Origin of the sequence: Pseudoalteromonas sp. Ps84H-4, from assembly GCF_024124645.1 — a bacterium.
Taxonomy (GTDB): Bacteria; Pseudomonadota; Gammaproteobacteria; order Enterobacterales; family Alteromonadaceae; genus Pseudoalteromonas; species Pseudoalteromonas lipolytica_C.
In genome coordinates, this window is the sequence record NZ_JAMXSK010000026.1 from 14,382 (window position 1) to 36,559 (window position 22,178).

The window sequence follows — 22,178 nt, forward strand, 5'->3', positions numbered from 1 at the left end:
TATTACTGCGTATTAGTTCAGTTATTCGGCTTTAGAAAACTCTGCTTCAGTAAGAACGCCGTCGCCATCAACATCTAATGTTTTGAACTGCGACATGATGTTTGCATCAACGGCCGCTTCGCTTTTGCTGATCACGCCGTTATCGTCTACATCTAAGGTATCAAAGTCTGTTGCTGCAAATGCTGCCGATGAAGATACAAGTGCAATAAGTGCTAAGGTTTTATTAACTGTTTTCATAATCATATTCCTTCAATATTAAGTGTTAGCTGATCGCACTTCCGGTATTGTCCTTTTTCATGGATTCCCTTATCCATTTAGGCTGTCTTTGGCAGCACAGAACTGATCAGCTAAGTAAACTGTTATTTAATTGCATTAAGCTTTTGAGAACTCTTGTTTCGATAACTCGCCGTTACCGTCAGTGTCTAGTTCACTGAATTTGCTCATTAACTCTGCATCAACAGACGCTTCGCTTTGGCTGATTACACCATCGCCATCAACGTCTAGGGTATCGAAATCACTCATCGCAAATGCTGCTGATGAAGATACTAGTGCCATAAGTGCAAGTGTTTTATTTACTGTGTTCATAATGTCATTCCTTCAAAGTGTGTTGTCTGAGTTAGAAAGTCCTTTTCAGTGTGTCCTTACAATGAAATTAAGCTTTTGAATACTCTTCTTTAGAAAGCTCACCGTTACCATCTGTATCTAGCTCTTTAAATTGACTCATTAGTGCTTCGCTTACAGATGCTTCACTTTTGCTGATAGCGCCATCACCATTAACATCTAATGTGTCAAAATCTGCAGCAAACGCTGCTGAAGATGTTGCTAGAGCTACCAGTGCTAAAGTTTTATGTAATGTTTTCATAATCACTATTCCTTCAATGTTGTCTCAACTTTGATAAAGGATATATTCCTGAATCAGTTTTTATCTGTGTTCGCTAGGACTATTTCAACTTCGATGCCAATGTTTAAAAAGCCATAAAAATCAATAGCTTTTACGTTAAAACATGGTTTTTAATAAAAATTAGTCGATTTTTTTGTTGCTATTTTGCAACAGAGTGAATGGTAGTTTTTTTACATCATTTAAAATCAATAACTTACAAGATTTAAAATGGAGACAGTGGGTGTAATACAGGATCAGAAAAGCAAATTTTTCTGAGTTTGAATATAAACTCAATCTGAACGAAGAAATTAAAATAAAATAACGAAAATAAAGATCACATTCAAAACATTGATTTTTAAGATAAATTTAAATTTATTATGAATTAATTTAGGTGTTGGCAGGATAAAAACATGAAAAGTCGCCACTTTGTTGCAAAATGGCGACTTCTGCTATTTTTCAAGTACAGACAAGTCGATTAAATGTTCTTTCATAAAGCCTTTCATTTCATCTTTACTCGAATCTAACTGAATACCTAAAATAAAACCAGCCGCTCTTTTACGTACTCGACATACAGTGCCATTAAACTCCCGTTTACTTAGCACAACCTTACACTCTTGCCCTTTGAGCTGGCTCAAGTCTTCTTTACTGTCGATATCAAACTGCACGCCAGTGAGAGAAATATCTTTAATGAGGCCTTCGAGTGTTTGCTCTTTGATCAGTAAGTTTGCAGAAAATAGTGTGGGAATTCGCGTTTCACTTCTTAAACTATAAAGCTGCACTTGCTGTGGAAAGTTTAGAAAAATTAAGCGATGAGGATGCGATGAAATTGCACTAACCTGCTGACGAAACGCAATGACTTGACCACCACCCGTCTCAAGTACAGCACGTATTATAATCATTACAGCATCTTTAATGTATTCATGTGCATTCGCTATCCGCTTTATAGATGGGTAATTTAAGATTATATATTGATCATTTAACAAACCAATAAACTCTGTTTTTACGCGTTTACTATCAGTTGGTGTGGTGATTTCAATATCAACCAAACTACCAGCAGGAATGCAGCCCAGTTTTTCAAGATTAATTTGTTTTTGTGTCTTCGGCATTGTTTCGCCTCCACTAACAGAAAATCACATACTCGTTTTATCCACGCCAAAAGGTTGGAGTAAATAACACTAACAAGGTAAATATTTCTAGACGACCAAACACCATAGCTATCGTTAATAGCCATTTGGCTGAATCTGAAATGGCACCATAATGCGCAGCAACTTCACCTAACCCAGGGCCTAAGTTATTTAGACACGCGGCCGTTGCAGAGAATGCACTTATGTTGTCCATCCCCGTCCCCATCAATGCCAGCATGATGATCACAAACACCAAAGCATAGGCAGAAAAGAACCCCCAAACGGCTTCGACTACTTTATCGGGCAACGCTTTTCGGCCCAGTTTAATAGAGTAAATAGCCCTAGGATGCACAAGTCGATTTAGCTCACGGATACCTTGTAAATAAAGTAAGAACACACGTACTACTTTCATGCCGCCGCCAGTAGAACCTGCACAACCACCAATAAAGCTTGAAAAGATAAGTAGAATAGGTAAAAACAAAGGCCATGCCGAAAAATTATCGGTAGCAAAGCCCGCGGTGGTACTCATTGATACCGCTTGGAACATAGCTTGGTCGAGAGTCTCATCACCATCGGCATAAATGTTATTCGATGACAATACCGTAAAACAGACAATCACCAATGCTAATTGAATGAGTAAGAACACTTTAAATTCAGGGTCGCGTAAATAAACACGAATACTGCGTGATGATACCGCCGCATAGTGAAGTGAGAAGTTAATTGCTGCAATAAGCAAAAACACCACACAAATAAAATTAATGACAGGGCTATCGAACTGCCCCATTGACGCGTCATAAGTAGAAAAGCCACCAATCGCAATAGTAGAGAACGCATGACAAATCGCATCAAACCAATCCATACCCGCAGCCCAGTACGCTAAAGTACAGGCAATTGTTAGCGATACATAAATATACCAAAGATGCTTTGCTGTATCGGCAATACGCGGCGTCATTTTAGAGTCTTTAACAGGTCCTGGGGTTTCTGCACGATATAACTGCATACCACCGACCCCTAGCATAGGTAGTACCGCGACCGCGAGTACGATGATCCCCATACCACCTAACCACTGCAATTGTTGGCGATAAAAGAGTACAGACTTTGGCAGGTATTCAATTCCGGTTAGTACCGTTGCACCTGTGGTTGTTAGCCCTGAAAAGGCTTCAAATACGGAGTCAGCTAAGGAGAGGTTGGGCTCTTGTAAGAACACTAAAGGCACTGCTGCGAAGGTACCTAGTACCAGCCAGAACAAAACCACAATCAAGAAGCCTTCTCGGGCTTTTAGATCACCATGCTCATGACGGTTCGGATAGTAAGCCGCCAAACCAATCACAACACTAAAGATGAAAGCAAGAACGAATGGCACACCACCACCGTCTTTATAAATTAAAGACACCAGTGCCGGTGGCACCATGGTGATACTAAATAGTGCCACAAGTTGGCCGAGAATTTTAATTATGGTACGAAATTGCATCGAGGCGTATCGCTTTCTTATTTAATTGATTTAGCTAATACAGTTTATTGTCTTATAGGCTTAATTGTAAGTAAACGGAATGTATTATTTTTACATTTCAAACTTTTCTGAGTTTTAGCACCACTGCTCCATGAGTGAGCTCATGCACATCATTAATGGCTTGCTCAGCTTGCCGACTATCAATCTCTATTTGCCAAGTAATGTTTTCAGCAAATTGCTTATCAATATTAAGCACTTGATATTTACTTTTTAGTAACTGCTCTATTGCCCCTTGTGCGCTGTAGTCACTGTGGCCAATTAACTCAATACTCGGAACTTTCGTGATGGTTTTAAGCTCACGCATAGCATTATTTAAACTACCGCCATAAGCACGTACTAGACCGCCTGTACCAAGCTTAATACCACCAAAATAACGTGTTACTACCGCCGTTATTTCACCGATACCCGATCCAGCTAACACATTAAGCATGGGCTTACCGGCAGTGCCATTTGGCTCTCCATCATCCGAAAAACCATAAACATGACTGCCACCTGGGTTGCCTGCAACATGCGCCCAACAATTATGTCGTGCATCACTGTATTTATCTTGGATTTCTTTAATAAAGGCTTTTGCAGCCGCTAGATCTGGGGTGTGGGCAATATGCACAATAAAGGTGCTTTTTTTAATTTCTTCTTGGTAAAAAACCGGCTCAGCCGGATATTGATATTCAGACATAATTGTTTATCTAAAAAAATGGGGCCAAGCGGCCCCGACATTCACTAACATGTAACGATTAATCTAAGTGTAGATCACGGGTCATGTTTTCTAAGCTATCTTCATGAACGATAATGTTATCTTCAATACGGATACCGCCAAATGGCTTGAACTCTTCAACTTTTTCCCAGTTAATGAATTGCTTGTTATCAGTTTGCGCAAGATCACCAAGTAATGATTCGATGAAGTATAAACCTGGTTCAATTGTAAACACTTGGTTTTTCTCGATTAAACGAGTACAACGAAGGAAAGGATGACCCTCTGGCGGTGCCTGATGCGTCCCCTTATCATCGGCCATAAAGCCACCCATATCATGAACTTGCAAGCCTAAATGATGACCAAGACCATGTGGGAAGAAGGTTGAAGTAATACCACGCTCAACAATCTCAGCAGCTGGTAACTTCACAATATTAAAGTCGCTCAGTACTTGTGCTACACGTTGATGACAATCTAAATGCAGTTCGCCATATAACAAACCTGGCTTTAAAGACTTACCTAAAGCAATTTGATGTTCAGTCATTACCTTGATTAAGTCACTAAATTCGCCTGACTTTTTAAAATCATAGGTACGCGTGATGTCTGCCGCATAACCATTAAAGTTAGCACCCGCATCAATTAAGAAAGAACGATGGCTTTGCGGTGCTTGAGGCTCAAAATGGGTGTAATGCAAAATCGCACAGTTTTCATTAAGCGCAACAATATTGCCGTATGGCATTTCGTTTTCACTCTGACGCGTTGCCATTAGATAAGCTTGCTGAATATCAAACTCTGAACCACCAGCAAAGAAAGTATCGCGTGCTGCTTTGTGACCCTCTACTGCGATACGGTTGGCTTGACGCAAACACTCAAGTTCGTATTGCGTTTTATAAGCACGATTGTAATGCAAGTAGTTCATTACTGGCTCAGGGTTCATAATGCTAAAGCCCAGCGCTTGAGCAACCTCTAAATATTCACCGATATAGGCAAATTTAGCCTTGTCGTAAGGAAGCAGTTTCTCTACCTGATCTGGCTGAACTAACAATTCAATATCAAAATACTCAGCCCAAAAATCACGAGGTTCATCGGGTACCTTGTGCCAAAAATCAACAGGACGATAAAAGATTAATTTAGGTTTTGCTGTACCATCCACCACAATCCAGCAGTGTGGATTATCAATCACCGGTAACCAGGCTTTAAATTGTGGATTCACTTTAAACGGATAATACATGTCATCTAAAAACTGGCGCTTAGCTTGACCTGAGTGAATCACCAACCCTTCTAAACCTTCACGCTCTGTAATAGTTCGAGTACGCTGCTGTAAGGTTGCAATGTGTTCGGCGTATAACACCGCTAATTTATCCATAGTAAACCCATTTTAGTAAATTTAACTTGTTGCCAGTCTATCATAGTCGGCTATATCCCCCAACAGAGGCAATTTAGCAACATATATAAACTAACCACCCATAGTCATATCAAGAATTGGCGCCAATACATTACCATCTCGACCAAGACGCGTATGGTATACCTGCCTATACGCAAAAACATTTTTTACATAGTTGCGCGTTTCTGTGTAAGGAATTAACTCTATCCATAACTCTGCTGGCATTGCTTGCTCTGGTATCCAGCGCTTAATTCTATGATAACCCGCATTATAAGAAGCCGTAGCTAAGATCTCATTGCCATGATTTTTCTTTTTCAAATACTGTAGATATTGACTACCTAAACGAATATTTGTTCGCGGTTGATATAACTGTTTTCGAGATACAGCGCTTTTATTCATATATTTCGCTGTACTTGGTAACAATTGCATCAAACCGTAAGCATTGGCATGAGAGCGAGCATCAGGAGCAAACGAACTTTCACGTCGTGAAATTGCAATACTCCACGCAACATCTATATGACTGCGATTACTGTAGTTTTCAAAAATATTTTTAAAGGCAAATGGAAAGCGCAGCTCGACATAATCCCATTCTTTTATTTGTGCCAAGGTATAAATAGTGCTGTCATACCAGTCAAGCTCTGCCGCAAGCATCGAAGCCGCGAGCTTTTCTTCTTTGGTTGATGTATCTGTTAAATAATTCCACTCACGACGCGCAGATGTGAAACGTTCAAGCTCATAAAGCGCTCGAGCCCGTTTAAAACCAGGTGCATTTGCAACCTCAAGCTTGAGTTGATCACTTACTTGTAATCCTTTGTTATTTAAGCTTACAGGGATACCTAACCGAGCAGATGCTAAAAACCCATAATAATCACGCTCTTTTGCCACTGTTTGCCAAATGGCACGAGCTCGTTCGACTTCGCCACGCTGATTTAAGCTATATGCCAACCAATATTGCTGCCCTAAACTTAAATTTTCTTTACCGGTAAAAAAGGCAGCGATCCCCGACCAATCTTGTCTTTCAAGCATGTTAGCGAGCTGCCATTGCATAAGTTTACTTGTTTGCCGCTCTTTCGGTACTTTGTTAAGCCAAAAACGCGCTTGATTATGACCACTTGAAGCGAGCGATAAAGCAAAGCTGTAATACACATCCGCTTTTTGTTCATCCGTATAGGTGAACATTTTATCGAGTTTTTCCCACGCCCTTAGTGCTAAATCTTTATCTCGCCAAACTAAACGCTTCACACCATAAAGTGCTATTTGTCCCTCTTTGGCTGTTTTCTTTTTAAATCGATATAAGCCAGCTGATGCACTTGGGTCTCTTCGCACTGTTAAATATAAATCAGCTAAATATTGTTCATTGCGAGGAAGCAAGGTTTTTAAATAAGGAATTAAACTTGCTGACCCACCTTCAGCCGCTAATGTAATGCGTTGCCAAACTCGTTGCTGAGTTTGGTAGCCTTTTTTCTTCCATAAGGAAAAAAGCTGATCACACTCTTTCGGTTGTGAATCTCCCACCACCCATAAATCAGTCACCTGATTCATAATAGCTTTTTCGGGTGCACCCAAATCTAATTGAAAACTCAAGTATGGGCAGGTCAGTTCGTTATTACTGGTTTCTCGATAATTACGAATATACGCTGCTTTTTTATTATTCTGTCTTAAGTACTCAAGCCACGTTTTTCGCACAGGCCATTCTAAAGGCGTATTTTGATAAACGTTTAAAAAGTTTTCGATTTCAGTTTGATGCTTAAGGCTTGGGTTACGCTGCCAATAAGCCATTTCAACATAAGGCTTTAATGGGTGATTAAGCCCATTTGCCGCCTCTTTCATGTCTTGATAATCACCGTAACGGGCCTTTTTTTCTGCTTTTAAGAAAGCGTCATGTTTATCGTTGGCGTCGGCTGCAAAAAAAGGAAAAAGTAATGCGGCAGCCGTCCAACCAAGGAGTTGTTTTTTCATGATGACCTTTAACAAAAATTAAAGAATAACTAACAATAAAGTTCCACTACACCTTAGCATCAAACCAGCTATATTTTAATCAATCGCGATAAAGCGTAGTAATTTTTTCGTTGCATTTTCATTTTAAAGCAAGCACACTGATTGAAATGCAAACTCATCGTACCAGTCTTAGTTAATAAACTAGGGAGAATAATAATGTTATATAAAAGCGATTCATTTGAAGTTGCTTTCATCAAGGACAACATCGCCGAGTTTAAGTTCTGTGCTGACGGCTCAGTAAACAAACTTTCGCAGCAAACCTTGCAAGATTGCGCTTTAGCATTAAAAGAATTGGCAACAAACTCAGATATCAAAGGCATGGTGTTCACCAGCGATAAAGATCATTTCATTATCGGCGCCGACATTTTCGAATTTTTACCTACTTTCACTAAACCTCAAGAAGAACTTGTTGCATGGATCAAAAATGCAACTGACGTTTTTGACGCTATTGAAGATTTACCTTTCCCAACGTTAAGTGCTGTAAACGGCATGGCACTTGGTGGTGGATGTGAGTGGGCACTTGCTACCGATTATCGTGTTGCTAGCTCTAACGCTAAAATAGGCCTACCTGAAGTGAAATTAGGCATTATGCCTGGTTTTGGTGGTACAGTTCGCCTTCCGCGCCTTATTGGTGCTGATAATGCGATGACGTGGATCACCACAGGCAAAGAAAACCGTGCTGAAGATGCCTTAAAAGTAGGTGCATTTGACGCGGTAGTTAGTGCTGACAAACTTTTAGAGTCAAGTATTGCAACACTTGAGCAAGCCATCGCTGGTAAGCTAGATTGGCAAGCAAAACGACAAGTAAAATTACAGCCACTGAAAATGAACCGTGTTGAGCAAGGTATGAGCTTTGCAATGGCGGAAGGCATGGTAATGGGTCAGACAAAAGGTCATTACCCAGCACCTGTTATGGCTGTAAAAACAATCAAAGCTGCTGCAAACTGTGAACGCGCTGAAGCAATGGCTATTGAAAACGCTAACTTTGCTAAACTTGCAGCAACAAGCGAAGCTGCCGCGCAAACCGGTATTTTCTTAGCTGACCAATACATTAAAGGTAAAGCGAAGAAGCAAGCTAAGCACAGTGAGCTTGAAATTAAACAAGCTGCTGTATTAGGTGCTGGTATTATGGGCGGCGGTATTGCATATCAGTCTGCTTATAAAGGCACACCTATTATCATGAAAGACATCAACCAAGATGCTCTTGATTTAGGTATGGGCGAAGCATCTAAGCTACTTGGTAAAAAAGTACAACGTGGCCACATGACGATGGATAAGATGGTTGCTACTTTAGGTAAAATCAAACCAACGCTAAACGATGCAGACCTACAAGGTGCTGATATCGTTGTTGAAGCGGTTGTTGAAAACCCTAAAGTTAAGCAAGCCGTTCTTGCTGGTCTTGAAAAAGACTTACCAGCGGGCACTATCCTAACTTCAAACACATCAACTATTCGTATTGATGAGTTAGCGTCTGCTCTTGAAAAACCAGAAAACTTCTGCGGTATGCACTTCTTTAACCCAGTGCCAAAAATGCCATTAGTAGAAATCATTCGTGGTGAAAAAACATCAGAAGCAACAATTAATGCCGTTGTTGATTACGCATTAAAACTTGGTAAATCACCAATTGTTGTAAACGACTGCCCTGGTTTCTTTGTAAACCGCGTGCTATTCCCTTACTTTGCAGGCTTCAGCAAACTAGTTGTTGAAGGTGCTGACTTCGCAAAAGTTGATAAAGTGATGGAAAACGTATTTGGCTGGCCTATGGGTCCTGCTTATCTGCTTGATGTTGTGGGTATCGATACAGCTTACCACTGCACTGGCGTAATGGCTGACGGCTTCCCTGAGCGTATGGCTCGTCAAGACAAAGACCCAGTAACTGTATTTGCAAACGAAAAACGTTTTGGTCAGAAAAATGGCGCTGGTTTCTACCAATATGCACCTGACCGTCGCGGTCGTCTTAAAAAATCGCAAGATGCAACAGCAACTGAGCTACTAAGTGCTATCACTGATGCACCTAAAGATTTTGATAAACAAGAAATCATCGACCGTTGTATGGTACCTATGATCAACGAAGTACTACTTTGTTTACAAGAAGGTATCGTAGCGTCACCACAAGAAGCTGATATGGCGCTAATTTACGGCATTGGTTTCCCTCCATTTAGAGGCGGTGCATTCCGTTACTTAGATCAAACAGGTTTAGCGAACTTTGTTGCAACAGCAGACAAGTACGCTCACTTAGGTGCGATTTACCAAGTATCAGATGAAACTCGCAAGTGGGCCGAAGAAGGCCGTGTATTCTATAAGGTGGAAGGATAAGAAACATGAATAATCCAGTAATCGTAGATTGTATCCGCACACCAATGGGTCGTTCAAAGAACGGCGTATTCAAAAACAAGCGTGCGGAAGATTTAAGTGCTCACTTAATGAAAGGTTTGTTAGACCGTAACCCAGCCGTTGATCCAGCATCAATTGATGATATTTACTGGGGCTGTGTACAACAAACTTTAGAGCAAGGCTTTAACATTGCTCGTAACGCAGCACTACTAGCCGGTATCCCACACTCAGTACCAGCAGTAACAGTTAACCGTTTATGTGGTTCATCAATGCAAGCATTACACGATGCGGCACGTGCAATTATGACAGGCGCTGGTGATACCTACATCATTGGTGGTGTTGAGCACATGGGTCACGTACCTATGACTCACGGTAATGATTTTCACCCTGGTTTATCAACGTCTGTAGCACAAGCTGCTGGCGTAATGGGTTTAACAGCAGAATACCTTGCTACGCTTCACGGCATTAGCCGCCAGCAACAAGACGAATTTGCTTACCGTTCACACCAACGTGCACACGCTGCAACTGTTGAAGGTCGTTTCCGTCGTGAAATCCTGCCAATGGAAGGTCACGATGCAGATGGTTCTTTAATCTTAGTTGAAGACGATGAAGTAATCCGTCCTGAGACAACCGTTGAAGGTTTATCGCAACTACGCCCAGTATTCAATCCAGCATCAGGTAGCGTAACTGCAGGTACTTCATCTGCTCTTTCTGACGGCGCATCAGCCATGCTTGTAATGAGCGAAGAGAAAGCTAAAGAACTGGGTTTACCAATTCGTGCGCGTATTAAAGCAATGGCTGTTGCAGGTTGCGATCCATCAATCATGGGTTATGGCCCTGTTCCTGCATCGCAAAAAGCACTTCAACAAGCTGGTATCACTATTGACGATATCGATGTTGCAGAGCTTAACGAAGCATTCGCAGCACAATCTCTACCAGTGTTAAAAGACCTAGGTCTGATGGATGTGGTAGATGAAAAAGTTAACCTAAATGGTGGTGCAATTGCACTTGGTCACCCACTTGGTTGTTCTGGTTCACGTATTAGCACAACGCTTGTTCACCTAATGGAAGACAAGAACGCTAAATACGGTCTAGCAACTATGTGTATTGGTTTAGGCCAAGGTATTGCAACTGTATTTGAGCGCGTAGAATAACGAGCTCACACCAAACATCTTGGTGATAAAAAGGCGCACTGATTTGCTCAGTGCGCCTTTTTTATTTGCTTTGCTTTCGCTTATTGAAACTGGCGGCAATAGAAAGTTAAAATAGCCGCTTATTAATCGTCTCTTTCATCCAAAAGGTCAGCCATGAGTTTTGATAATCCCGATCACCAATTAGATGCACTTGGCCTTCGTTGTCCAGAACCTGTGATGATGGTGCGTGGCGCAGTACGTAAAATGAAAGATGGCGAAACCTTGCTTATTATCGCCGACGACCCATCAACCACCCGCGATATCCCAAGCTTTTGTACTTTTATGGATCACACACTTGTGGCAAAAGATGTAGAGCAAGCACCGTATCGATACTTAGTGAAAAAAGGGTTGTAACGAGCTCGTAGGTTGGGTTGAGAGCAACGAAACCCAACGTTATCGCAAGATGATGGCAACAAATTAAAGTTCATGAATTTCAACATTTAATCGAAATTAAGCTACTCTTATCATTTAACATTCAAGGATGAATGTATGCGATACAGAAGAGTACTAGTCCCCGGTGGCACCTATTTCTTTACTCTAGCAATAGCGCAAAGAAACTCAGCACTTTTAACTTCAAACATCACTCTGCTACGCTCAGCTTATAAAAGTGTGTTTAAGTCACACCCTTTTACAACGCTTGCCATTGTCATTCTTCCAGATCACTTACACGCTATTTGGCAACTACCCGCTGGGGATTGTGATTATGCAAAACGGTGGCGGTTAATTAAGTCTAATTTTTCTAGACAGCTAAATAATTGCGAGCATAAATCGCCTAGCCGTATTCAGAAATGTGAACGAGGTATTTGGCAGAGACGGTATTGGGAGCATTATATAAAGGACGAGCAAGACCTAATGAACCATATTAATTATATTTACTTCAACCCTGTGAAACATAAATATGTGAATCAAATTGAAGACTGGCCATTTTCGTCTTATAGGAAATTGAGTAAGTCATCTCCTTTTAATTTGTCAGATGATGAGTTAGATATCGCACTTAATCTATATGAAGATTGATGAGAAGGCTGGCGCTTTGTTCTAACGCTAGCCTAAACAGTGTGTTGGGTATCGCTCCGCTCTACCCAACCTACCAACTTTTACTTTCGAGTTACTGTCACTTTTGGTTGATTACTATTGCGGTAATCAAAGCTCACTACATACACACCTTTTGCAGCGGGTTTAAAGCTGAAATAATTGTAGATGGTATTACAGTCGGCATTGGCAGCTTGGCCTAGAACCAATGATTGCCCAGCTGGGTCCATATCACTGTAACCACAGTTGTAGCCTTCACTAAAATCAGCATCCGCTACTTTGAATTCATACACCTTACCTGGTGTTGAAAATTTTACTTCGGTTTGGAATATACCCGGTGCAACTTGCTCTAATTGATACTGAGGCTCGGCATCCCATAGCGTAAAGTCACCACGTAAATACATAGTACGGTCGAGGTCTTTACTTGGCAGAATATCGTCAATGCTTGGCATTTGTATTTGGCTAGAACAGGCAGTTAATAAGCCTGCTAATGCTAAAGTAATTATACGTTTCATTACTGTTCCTTATGCTACAAAAAAGCCAGCACTGAGCTGGCTTTTATAAATTGGCTACTGCTTACTTCTGAAGTACAGAAATATCAGCAATATCTAAAAACAGACGGCTTAGTTGGCTTAATAATGCTAAACGGTTTTGTTTAACCGCTTCGTCATCGGCCATTACCATGACGTTATCGAAGAAGTTATCAACACTCTCACGGATACCCGCAAGTTGTGATAATGCTTCTTGGTAATCGCCATTGGCATATAAAGGCGCAAGCTCAGTTGCAAACTTAGCAACGTGTGACGCTAATACTTTTTCTGCGTCATCGCTTAATAGGCTCTCATTTACATCACCTTGTGTTGTGATGTCATTTTTAGCCAAGATATTGCTTACACGTTTATTTGCTGCTGCAAGCGCTTCTGCTGCGTCTAATGTACGGAAGTGACTTACCGCTTTAACACGACGATCGAAATCAACTGGTTTAGTTGGACGACGTGCTAGTACAGCTTGGATCACATCAACTTCTATACCTTCATCTTGATACCATGCACGAAAACGACCTAGCATAAACTCAAACACATCTGTTGATACGTTTAAGTTAGTTAGCTTTTCACCGAATAGCGTTTGTGATTTAGCAACAAGGTCTAAGATATCTAGCGGTAATGATTTTTCAACCATGATGCGAAGTGCACCAATTGCAGCACGGCGAAGTGCAAATGGGTCTTTATCACCTTTTGGCGCTTGACCAATACCGAAAATACCCACCAGCGTATCAAACTTATCAGCAATGGCGACAGCACAGCTGATCACATTTGTTGGTAAGTTATCACCCGCGAAGCGAGGCATATATTGTTCATTTTGCGCGAGTGCAACTTCTTCAGCTTCACCGTCGTGACGCGCGTAATGCATACCCATTACACCTTGTACGTCGGTAAATTCCATGACCATTTCGGTCATTAAGTCTGTTTTACTTAACAGACCTGCACGCTTAGCAAGCTCGGCATCGGCACCTAATTGCTCAGCAATGTAACCTGCAAGCTCACTAATACGCTCAGATTTATCTTTCAGCGTACCAAGTTGCTTTTGGAATAAAACAGTATCTAGCGACTCTAAACGGCTTTCTAGCGTTTTCTTCTTATCAGTTTCGTAGAAGAACTGTGCATCGGCTAAACGAGGACGAACAACTTTTTCGTTACCCGCAATTACTACGCTTGGATCTTTACTTTCGATATTAGAAACAAATAGGAACTTGTTTAGTAAGTTGCCATCTTGGTCTAATAACGGGAAGTACTTTTGATCGTCCTTCATAGTATAAATAAGCGCTTCAGAAGGAACGTCTAAGAATGCTTCTTCGAATGTTGCTGTTAGTGTTACTGGCCATTCAACCAACGATGTTACTTCTTCAAGTAAGTCTTCATCCATCGCTACTTTTGCATTTACAGCAGCTGCGGCTGCTTCAATCTGCTCACGAATTTGTGCTTTACGCGCTTCGAAGTCAGCAACAACATACGCAGACTTAAGAACATCAAACACATCATCAGCGTGGTTGATTGTTACTTTTTCTGGATGATGGAAACGGTGCCCTTGTAATTGGTTACCAACTTGCTTACCAAGGATCTCACCTTCGATTAGCGTGCTACCAAATAAAATAGTTGCTGTGTGTACAGGACGAATGAATTGCGTTTTACTCGCACCCCAACGCATTGGTTTAGGGATAGGTAATTTTGCAAGTGCCTTGTTTACAGCATCGCTCATAAGCGAAGTTGTTGCTTGACCTTCTACTTGTGCTTTATGTAATAACCAAGCACCTTTATCTGTTTCAATCGTTTCTGCATCGCTTACATCGATACCACAACCACGTGCCCAACCCATTGCTGCTTTAGTTGGGTTTCCATCGGCATCAAAAGCGGCAGCTACTGCAGGGCCACGCTTTTCAACTACTTTGTCACTTTGCTTTGCTTCAAGTGCTGTTACACGTAAGCCTAAACGACGTGGAGATGCGTACCAGTTAACACCTTGATGTGCTAATTCTAAGCTTGCAAGTTCTGCTGTTAAGTTCTCAGCAAATGACTCAGCAAGTTTACGAAGTGCTTTCGGTGGCAACTCTTCAGTGCCAATTTCTACTAATAAATTTTCTGCTGACATGCTAATTCTTAATCCTTACAAAGCGGGAAACCAAGTGCTTCACGGGCATCATAGTAACTTTGTGCACACGCTTTAGATAAAGCACGAACACGTAAGATATAACGTTGACGTTCTGTTACTGAGATAGCGTGACGAGCGTCTAATAAGTTAAACGCATGTGATGCTTTCATTACTTGCTCATAAGCTGGTAATGGTAAGCCTGCTTCGATTAGCTTTTCACTTTCTTTCTCACAGTGATCAAACTGTGCAAATAAGAACTCAACATCCGCTTGTTCGAAGTTATAAGCTGACTGCTCTACTTCGTTTTGATGGAACACATCACCGTATGTTACACGTCCCATAGGACCGTCTGCCCATACTAGATCATAGATGCTATCTACGCCCTGTATATACATTGCTAAACGCTCTAGACCATATGTGATTTCACCCGTAACCGGTGAGCACTCTAAGCCACCTACTTGTTGGAAATAAGTGAATTGAGTTACTTCCATACCGTTTAGCCAGATTTCCCAACCTAGACCCCAAGCACCTAATGTAGGTGATTCCCAGTTGTCTTCTACAAAGCGAACTTCGTCAGTTAGCGTATCAATACCTACAGCAGCTAAAGAGCCTAAATAAAGCTCCTGGATGTTCTCTGGTGATGGCTTTAATACTACTTGGAATTGGTAGTAGTGTTGTAATCGGTTCGGGTTTTCACCATAACGACCATCAGTTGGACGGCGGCATGGTTGAACATACGCGCTCGACATTGGCTCTGGGCCAATCGACTTTAAGAACGTTAACGGATGAAATGTCCCTGCTCCCACTTCCATATCCAGTGGTTGAGCAATCACACAGCCTTGCTGTGCCCAATAGTCCTGTAAAGCCAGGATCAAACCTTGAAAGGTTTTAACGTCATATTTTTGCATATTTGGCTTATAGTATCTGGTGCGTTTAGTCTGAAAATTGCTCTCAGTATACCTTGTGTGCAGTAAGGTTTTAAGCAGTTTGTGCTTTTTCAGTAATAAAAAAAGGAGCCATGTGGCTCCTTCTTATGAATATCATTATTTGCTTATACGTCTAGGTTAACTACACGTAGCGCGTTCGTTTCGATGAAATCACGACGAGGCTCAACTTGGTCACCCATTAGTGTCGCAAACAATTGGTCAGCGGCAACAGCATCTTCGATTGTTACTTTCAACATGCGTCGTGCAGCTGGATCCATAGTTGTTTCCCAAAGCTGATCAGGGTTCATTTCACCCAATCCTTTATAGCGTTGGATATAAAGGCCACGCTTCGATTCATTGATTAACCACTCTAATGCATCCACAAAGTTATCAACAGCTAATGTTTTTTCACCACGTTGTATGTAAGCACCTTCTTCAAGTATGTTAGCAATGTTTACGCCCGTTGCTGCAATGCGTTTATAGTCACGCGATGTAATGAAGTCATGGTTTAGTACATGAGCTTTATCCACACCATGCTGACGAATATTCACAACAGGATAATACATGTTGCGCTCAGTATCGTGCTCAGTGCCGGCGTGGAAGATAGTTGCATCTTCATCACGTGCAATTAAGTCGTCAACAAGGGTTTTAGTCCACTCTTTAACTTTTGCTTCATCAGCTAAATCAGCTTCGGTAATTTCGTTTTGATAGATTAAACGTTCCATAACCGAATTTGGATATTTACGTTTTAAGCGCTCAATAACTTTAACTGTATTTTGATAATCGTGAACGATTCTTTCTAAATCTTCGCCTTCAAGTGCAGATGCACCTTCGCTTGTATAAAGAGCAGCATTATTTAGAGCTAATGACGTTAAGTAATCAACAAGTGCTGGATCATCTTTAATGTAGCGTTCTTGCTTACCTTTTTTCACTTTATAAAGTGGTGGTTGCGCAATATAGATAAAGCCTTTTTCTACAATCTCTGGCATTTGACGATAGAAGAAAGTTAGCAATAATGTACGAATGTGAGAACCATCCACGTCCGCATCGGTCATGATAATGATACGATGATAACGAAGTTTTTCTGGGTCATATTCATCACGACCAATACCACAACCTAGCGCTGTGATTAATGTTGCTACTTCTTGAGAAGAAAGCATCTTATCAAAGCGTGCTTTTTCAACGTTAAGAATCTTACCTTTTAGTGGCAAGATAGCTTGGTTTTTACGGTTACGACCCTGCTTAGCTGAACCACCTGCAGAGTCACCCTCCACTATGTATAGTTCTGATAAAGCAGGATCTTTTTCTTGGCAGTCTGCCAGTTTACCTGGTAAACCCGCTAAATCCATTGCACCTTTACGGCGTGTCATTTCACGTGCTTTACGCGCTGCTTCACGAGCACGTGCTGCATCAATGATTTTACCTACAACCGTTTTAGCATCAACAGGGTTTTCTAATAAGAACTCTGTTAGTTTTTCTGCCATCGCTTGTTCTACAGCAGACTTAACTTCACTTGATACTAGTTTATCTTTGGTTTGTGATGAGAACTTAGGATCAGGAACTTTAACACTTACAACGGCAGTTAAGCCTTCACGAGCATCATCACCCGTTGCGTTGCTGGTTGTTTTCGCTTTTTTGTTAAAGCCTTCTTTTTCCATGTAGTTATTTAGCGTACGCGTTAATGCCGCTCTAAAGCCAGCTAAGTGCGTACCACCATCACGTTGTGGAATGTTGTTTGTGAAACAGTAAATGCTTTCTTGGAAACCATCGTTCCACTGCATTGAAACTTCTACACTAATACCGTCTTCTTCACGCTCATGGGTAAAGTGGAAAACACTTTTATGTACAGGTGTTTTATTACGGTTTAGATATTCTACGAACGCTTGAATACCACCTTCGTATTTAAAGTGATCTGTTTTAGTTTCTTCACGCTCATCAGTAAGAATGATACTTACACCTGAGTTTAAGAAAGAAAGCTCACGTAAGCGCTTCGCTAAAATGTCGTAGTGGAAATTTAGGTCTGTAAACGTTTCACCGCTTGGCCAAAAACGTAACTCAGTACCCGTGTCACTTGCTTCACCAATCACAGCTAATGGTGCATCTGGCACACCCATAGTGTAAGTTTGTTGGTGAATTTTTCCTTCACGACGAATAGTTAGTTGTAGTTTTTCAGAAAGTGCATTTACTACTGATACACCTACACCGTGTAAGCCACCGGATACTTTATATGAGTTATCATCGAACTTACCACCAGCGTGAAGTACCGTCATAATAACTTCGGCAGCTGATACACCTTCTTCTTCATGAATTGACGTAGGAATACCACGACCGTTATCTCTTACAGAGACAGAACCGTCTAAGTGAATCGTTACAAAAATATCATCACAATGACCAGCTAAGGCTTCATCGATAGAGTTATCAACAACCTCAAACACCATATGGTGTAAGCCTGTACCGTCATCGGTGTCCCCTATATACATTCCTGGACGCTTTCTTACTGCGTCTAATCCTTTTAGTACTTTAATACTCGACGAATCGTAATTCTCAGACATGGTTAATCCCACTTATCTTGTTATTAGGTTGCCATGTTTCACGTGGAACATTTTTAGTTCTCGTTGCATGGGTTCCACCACAGCAGAAATACTTTCAGATAAAATCGATGAGATAAAAAGTTGTGAATCGCAGTGTGTCAAAAGTTGACCCACTTTTTCTTTTGTATCTTCACCTAACTCTGAAGGTAAGTCATCTATTAGCAATATAGATTGCTTATTAGTTTCTGACTCAATTAAGCTATTTTGCGTCACTTTTAACGCATAAAGCAATAGCTTCAATTGACCGCGCGAAAATGTATTTTCTACGCTATTACCAGAAACGCTAAAACTAAAATCAGCTTTATGCGGGCCTTTACTTGTGAAACCTTGCTTGGCATCACGCTCAAAGCTTTGCTCAAGAGCTTCTGAGAGCATTTCACTCTCTTTCCAACCCGCATTGAAGTTAATTTGTAAATCGCTTACTAGCGTTAATTCTGCACACATTTTATCAAAAAATTGCTGCTTAAACCTACTTATATACGCGATTCTTAGATTATTTATTTGTTCAGCTAGTCTAACAAATTCTTTATCCCAAAACTTGATCTGTTGAAAATAATCTCGAGGCTTACTCTTTAGTAATGCATTGCGTTGCTTTAGTACTTTGTTAAAAGATTGCCACAAATAAAAGAAGTCATGTTCCACGTGGAACAATCCCAAATCGAGAAATTTTCTACGCTCTTTTGGGCCACCAAAAAACAAGGAATAACTTTCTGGCGTAATAACTTGAACAGGCATTAATTGAGCCAATTCAGATATTTTACGACTCGTTTTACCTTGAATTTTTAAAGATGTTTCACCCGCTTGGTTTTTGCTTATACCAATGGGAATAGACAAATCATGTAATGCTTTACGACCGTGGATCACAAACTTGTCTTGTTGATGCTGAATGATATTTTTGTGCTTGGCGGTACGAAATGATTTACCGTGAGAAAGGAAATAAATAGCCTCAAGGAGACTGGTTTTTCCGCTGCCATTCTCGCCGTAAATAATATTAATCCCATTTACTGGCTCGAGTGTCAGCGCCTCAATATTCCGAAAATTATTGAGGCTTAAATGACTTAAACTCATAAAGTCTATAAACGCATCGGCATAACAACATACATTGCTTCTTCGTCACCAGCACCTTCTATTAATGCACTACTATTTGAATCAGCAAGCGTGAAAACAACATCTTCTGTTTTTAGGGTATTTAAGACATCAAGAACATATGAAACGTTAAAACCAATTTCTAGCTCACCGCCTTGATACATTACTTCAACTACTTCCTCAGCTTGTTCTTGCTCAGGGTTGTTTGCCGTAATCTTTAATAAACCTTCAGACAAATTTAAACGTACACCACGAAATTTTTCATTTGATAAAATAGACACACGTTGGAAAGCACTGCGTAACCACTCACGATTAGCAGTAATCACTTTGTCACCACCACGCGGCAATACACGACGATAGTCAGGAAAACGACCATCAACAAGTTTACTGGTAAATGTGAACTCTGTATCAATAATACGAATATGGTTAGCACCAAATTGAATGGTTACTAACTCATCATCAGCTACCATTAGGCGCATAATTTCTTGCACACCCTTTCGTGGAATAATTAGCTGACGTTGTGTATTCAAAGATTGCGGTAATTGCTTTTGTGCAATCGCTAAACGGTGGCCATCTGTAGCAACCGTTTTTATGTCAGTGTTATCAACTTCAAATGACATACCATTTAAGTAATAACGTACGTCTTGATTCGCCATAGAAAAATGTGTGCTTTCAAGAAGCTTACGTAATTCTAAGCGAGTCAGTTGAAACTCAACTTCACCATCCCACTGCTCAAGATTAGGAAAGTCTTCTGCGGCAAGAGTTGTTAAAGAAAAGCGGCTTTTACCACTGGTTAGTAGCAATTGGTGATCTTGGCTACTTAAAGTAAGGTCTGAGCCATCAGGTAAACTTTTACAAATATCGAGTAACTTTTTTGCCGGCAAGGTTAATTTTGTATCAGATGTGTCTTCACCAACAAACACACTCGCCACTAACTCAATTTCAAGATCGGTACCCGTCATCGAAAGTTGCCCGTTTTCTACAACTAACAGTACGTTCGATAAAATCGGTAAGGTGTGCTTACGCTCAATCGCACCAGACACTTGAACTAAAGGTTTTAAAAATTGCTCTCTTGATATTGTTATTTGCATAATAAAGTCGGCCTTAAGATGACAAGGTTCTTATTAAGTTTTGATAATCTTCTTTCACTTCGTGGCTTTCATCACGTAGTGATTTAACTTTACGACAAGCGTGTAATACAGTTGTATGATCGCGACCACCAAAGGCGTCGCCAATCTCAGGTAAACTGTGATTTGTAAGTTCTTTTGATAATGCCATTGCTACTTGGCGTGGTCTTGCTACTGAACGACTACGGCGTTTCGATAGTAAATCTGACACACGAATACGATAATACTCAGCAACAGTGCGTTGAATATTATCTATCGTTACCAGTTTATCTTGCAGCGCAAGTAAGTCACGTAGGGCTTCTTTTACAAAGTCGATCGAAATTGGACGACCAGTAAAGTTTGCATTAGCAATAACGCGGTTTAACGCCCCTTCTAATTCACGCACATTTGAACGCAATTTCTTAGCGATGAAAAAAGCAACTTCATGGGGTAAGTTAATTTTACTTTGCTGCGCTTTTTTCATCAAAATGGCAACCCGCGTCTCAAGTTCTGGTGGCTCAATTGCAATGGTTAAGCCCCAACCAAAACGTGATTTAAGGCGGTCTTCAACCCCTTCTATCTCTTTTGGATAGCGGTCTGAAGTTAATATAATCTGTTGATTTCCTTCAAGTAAAGCATTGAAGGTATGAAAGAACTCTTCTTGTGAGCGCTCTTTATTAGCGAAAAATTGAATGTCATCGATCATCAATGCATCAACACTTCGGTAATAACGTTTAAACTCTTCGATGGCATTATTTTGCAGCGCTTTAACCATGTCTTGCACAAATCGCTCTGAGTGCATATAGACAATTTTCGCGTCTGGCTTATTAGCCATAATACCGTTACCAACAGCGTGTAATAAGTGAGTTTTACCTAAGCCCGTACCACCATATATAAATACAGGGTTAAATGCCGAACCTGGGTTATCTGCTACTTGAGTCGCTGCGGCTTTTGCTAATTGGTTTGATTTACCTTCAACAAAGCTATCAAAGGTGTAATTCTCTTTAATGTTTGATTTATAACCTGATTTTGGCGCAGGCTCTACCGCTGCTTTTTCAGGTTTTGGTTGGAGTTTTTCGGCAGTGTGCTGTGCACTCACTGGTGCGCTTGCTTCTGATGCAGCCGGTGCTGATGCCGCTTGGGCATTTAAAATTGGTTTACTACCTACATCAAAACGAAGTTCAGGCGCTTCATCACCACAAATTTCAACGAGTAGTTCATTAATACGGTTTAAGTACTTTTCTCTCACCCAATCTAAAACAAAACGGTTAGGTGCATATATAGTCAACGTATCTTCGGTACTTTCTGCTTGAAGTGGTCTTACCCACATACTGAACTGCTGTGAAGGCAATTCATCTTGCAATACATATAAACAACTTTGCCAAACCGACAGATACACTATTAAACTCCCAGAGATTTAATTATTATTCCCGTTCATCTTTAATGATGGAAAATCAAACATTTATTGCTAATATTTGACCAATATTTCTGGCCAAGACCGACTATTATGAAGGTACTTTATCCACAAGTACAAGATTGATTTTTATTTAAAATATGATCTCGCACAAAGAAAATACTAAACCATTGATTATTATGTAAAATATTTTTTAACTCCGAATAGTGATCATAGCAAATTAAGGGGCAGATCGCGATCAAATTCTACGATCGAATTCGCTTTTC

The 22,178-nt window shown here is 40.7% G+C and carries 19 protein-coding genes; 4 read left to right on the forward strand and 15 right to left on the reverse strand.

Going from position 1 to position 22,178, the window contains the following annotated elements; all coding sequences use genetic code 11:
- Nucleotides 1-21 precede the first annotated feature (21 nt).
- From NH454_RS18765 to NH454_RS18800, 8 genes are all read right to left on the reverse strand, one after another.
- Entirely contained in the window at nucleotides 22-237 is a 216-nt protein-coding gene (locus NH454_RS18765) for a calmodulin (RefSeq protein ID WP_253039941.1), read from the reverse strand.
- Between the two features lie 135 nt (nucleotides 238-372).
- Nucleotides 373-585 (reverse strand): calmodulin, encoded by a 213-nt coding sequence (locus tag NH454_RS18770; RefSeq protein ID WP_135923098.1) that lies wholly within the window; start codon nucleotides 583-585, stop codon nucleotides 373-375.
- A gap of 67 nt (nucleotides 586-652) precedes the next feature.
- Nucleotides 653-862 (reverse strand): calmodulin, encoded by a 210-nt coding sequence (locus NH454_RS18775; RefSeq protein WP_135923097.1) that lies wholly within the window; start codon nucleotides 860-862, stop codon nucleotides 653-655.
- Between the two features lie 467 nt (nucleotides 863-1,329).
- On the reverse strand, nucleotides 1,330-1,986 hold the full coding sequence (locus tag NH454_RS18780; protein WP_135923096.1) for a flagellar brake protein: 657 nt from the start codon (nucleotides 1,984-1,986) through the stop codon (nucleotides 1,330-1,332).
- Between the two features lie 37 nt (nucleotides 1,987-2,023).
- The gene (locus NH454_RS18785) at nucleotides 2,024-3,475 is read right to left on the reverse strand and encodes a TrkH family potassium uptake protein (protein WP_135923095.1); all 1,452 of its coding nucleotides are present in this window, start codon (nucleotides 3,473-3,475) and stop codon (nucleotides 2,024-2,026) included.
- 97 nt (nucleotides 3,476-3,572) lie between these two features.
- On the reverse strand, nucleotides 3,573-4,190 hold the full coding sequence (locus NH454_RS18790) for a YigZ family protein (protein ID WP_253039942.1): 618 nt from the start codon (nucleotides 4,188-4,190) through the stop codon (nucleotides 3,573-3,575).
- Nucleotides 4,191-4,248: 58 nt separating this feature from the next.
- Nucleotides 4,249-5,571: a Xaa-Pro dipeptidase gene (pepQ, locus tag NH454_RS18795; RefSeq protein WP_135923093.1), complete on the reverse strand. Its 1,323-nt coding sequence runs from the start codon at nucleotides 5,569-5,571 to the stop codon at nucleotides 4,249-4,251.
- A 90-nt stretch (nucleotides 5,572-5,661) separates the two neighbouring features.
- Complete coding sequence (locus tag NH454_RS18800) at nucleotides 5,662-7,548, reverse strand: transglycosylase SLT domain-containing protein (RefSeq protein WP_235383869.1); 1,887 nt, start codon at nucleotides 7,546-7,548, stop codon at nucleotides 5,662-5,664.
- Between the two features lie 195 nt (nucleotides 7,549-7,743).
- Here NH454_RS18800 and fadB point away from each other — a divergent pair, with 195 nt between their 5' ends.
- The 4 genes from fadB (at nucleotide 7,744) to NH454_RS18820 (ending at nucleotide 12,128) form a co-directional block, all read left to right on the forward strand.
- On the forward strand, nucleotides 7,744-9,903 hold the full coding sequence (gene fadB, locus NH454_RS18805) for a fatty acid oxidation complex subunit alpha FadB (RefSeq protein WP_199526969.1): 2,160 nt from the start codon (nucleotides 7,744-7,746) through the stop codon (nucleotides 9,901-9,903).
- Between the two features lie 5 nt (nucleotides 9,904-9,908).
- Nucleotides 9,909-11,075 carry an acetyl-CoA C-acyltransferase FadA gene (gene fadA, locus NH454_RS18810; RefSeq protein ID WP_138557619.1) on the forward strand — a complete coding sequence of 389 codons (1,167 nt, stop codon included), beginning with the start codon at nucleotides 9,909-9,911 and terminating at the stop codon, nucleotides 11,073-11,075.
- 153 nt (nucleotides 11,076-11,228) lie between these two features.
- Nucleotides 11,229-11,468 carry a sulfurtransferase TusA gene (gene tusA / locus NH454_RS18815; protein ID WP_054554785.1) on the forward strand — a complete coding sequence of 80 codons (240 nt, stop codon included), beginning with the start codon at nucleotides 11,229-11,231 and terminating at the stop codon, nucleotides 11,466-11,468.
- Between the two features lie 135 nt (nucleotides 11,469-11,603).
- Nucleotides 11,604-12,128, forward strand: coding sequence for a transposase (locus NH454_RS18820; RefSeq protein ID WP_253039943.1), 525 nt, complete (start codon nucleotides 11,604-11,606; stop codon nucleotides 12,126-12,128).
- An 80-nt stretch (nucleotides 12,129-12,208) separates the two neighbouring features.
- On the opposite strand, the gene NH454_RS18825 is transcribed toward NH454_RS18820, so the two are convergent.
- The 7 genes from NH454_RS18825 to dnaA form a co-directional block, all read right to left on the reverse strand.
- The gene (locus NH454_RS18825; RefSeq protein WP_253039944.1) at nucleotides 12,209-12,658 is read right to left on the reverse strand and encodes a hypothetical protein; all 450 of its coding nucleotides are present in this window, start codon (nucleotides 12,656-12,658) and stop codon (nucleotides 12,209-12,211) included.
- Nucleotides 12,659-12,719: 61 nt separating this feature from the next.
- Nucleotides 12,720-14,789, reverse strand: coding sequence for a glycine--tRNA ligase subunit beta (glyS, locus tag NH454_RS18830; protein WP_135923089.1), 2,070 nt, complete (start codon nucleotides 14,787-14,789; stop codon nucleotides 12,720-12,722).
- An 8-nt stretch (nucleotides 14,790-14,797) separates the two neighbouring features.
- Nucleotides 14,798-15,697, reverse strand: a complete 900-nt coding sequence (glyQ, locus tag NH454_RS18835) for a glycine--tRNA ligase subunit alpha (protein WP_054554789.1) — start codon at nucleotides 15,695-15,697, stop codon at nucleotides 14,798-14,800.
- A 143-nt stretch (nucleotides 15,698-15,840) separates the two neighbouring features.
- Nucleotides 15,841-18,267, reverse strand: coding sequence for a DNA topoisomerase (ATP-hydrolyzing) subunit B (gene gyrB / locus NH454_RS18840; protein WP_253039945.1), 2,427 nt, complete (start codon nucleotides 18,265-18,267; stop codon nucleotides 15,841-15,843).
- Between the two features lie 12 nt (nucleotides 18,268-18,279).
- The gene (gene recF, locus NH454_RS18845; protein WP_199526835.1) at nucleotides 18,280-19,374 is read right to left on the reverse strand and encodes a DNA replication/repair protein RecF; all 1,095 of its coding nucleotides are present in this window, start codon (nucleotides 19,372-19,374) and stop codon (nucleotides 18,280-18,282) included.
- Between the two features lie 5 nt (nucleotides 19,375-19,379).
- Nucleotides 19,380-20,483: a DNA polymerase III subunit beta gene (gene dnaN, locus NH454_RS18850; protein WP_135923086.1), complete on the reverse strand. Its 1,104-nt coding sequence runs from the start codon at nucleotides 20,481-20,483 to the stop codon at nucleotides 19,380-19,382.
- 13 nt (nucleotides 20,484-20,496) lie between these two features.
- Complete coding sequence (dnaA, locus tag NH454_RS18855) at nucleotides 20,497-21,897, reverse strand: chromosomal replication initiator protein DnaA (RefSeq protein WP_135923085.1); 1,401 nt, start codon at nucleotides 21,895-21,897, stop codon at nucleotides 20,497-20,499.
- Nucleotides 21,898-22,178: the final 281 nt, after the last annotated feature.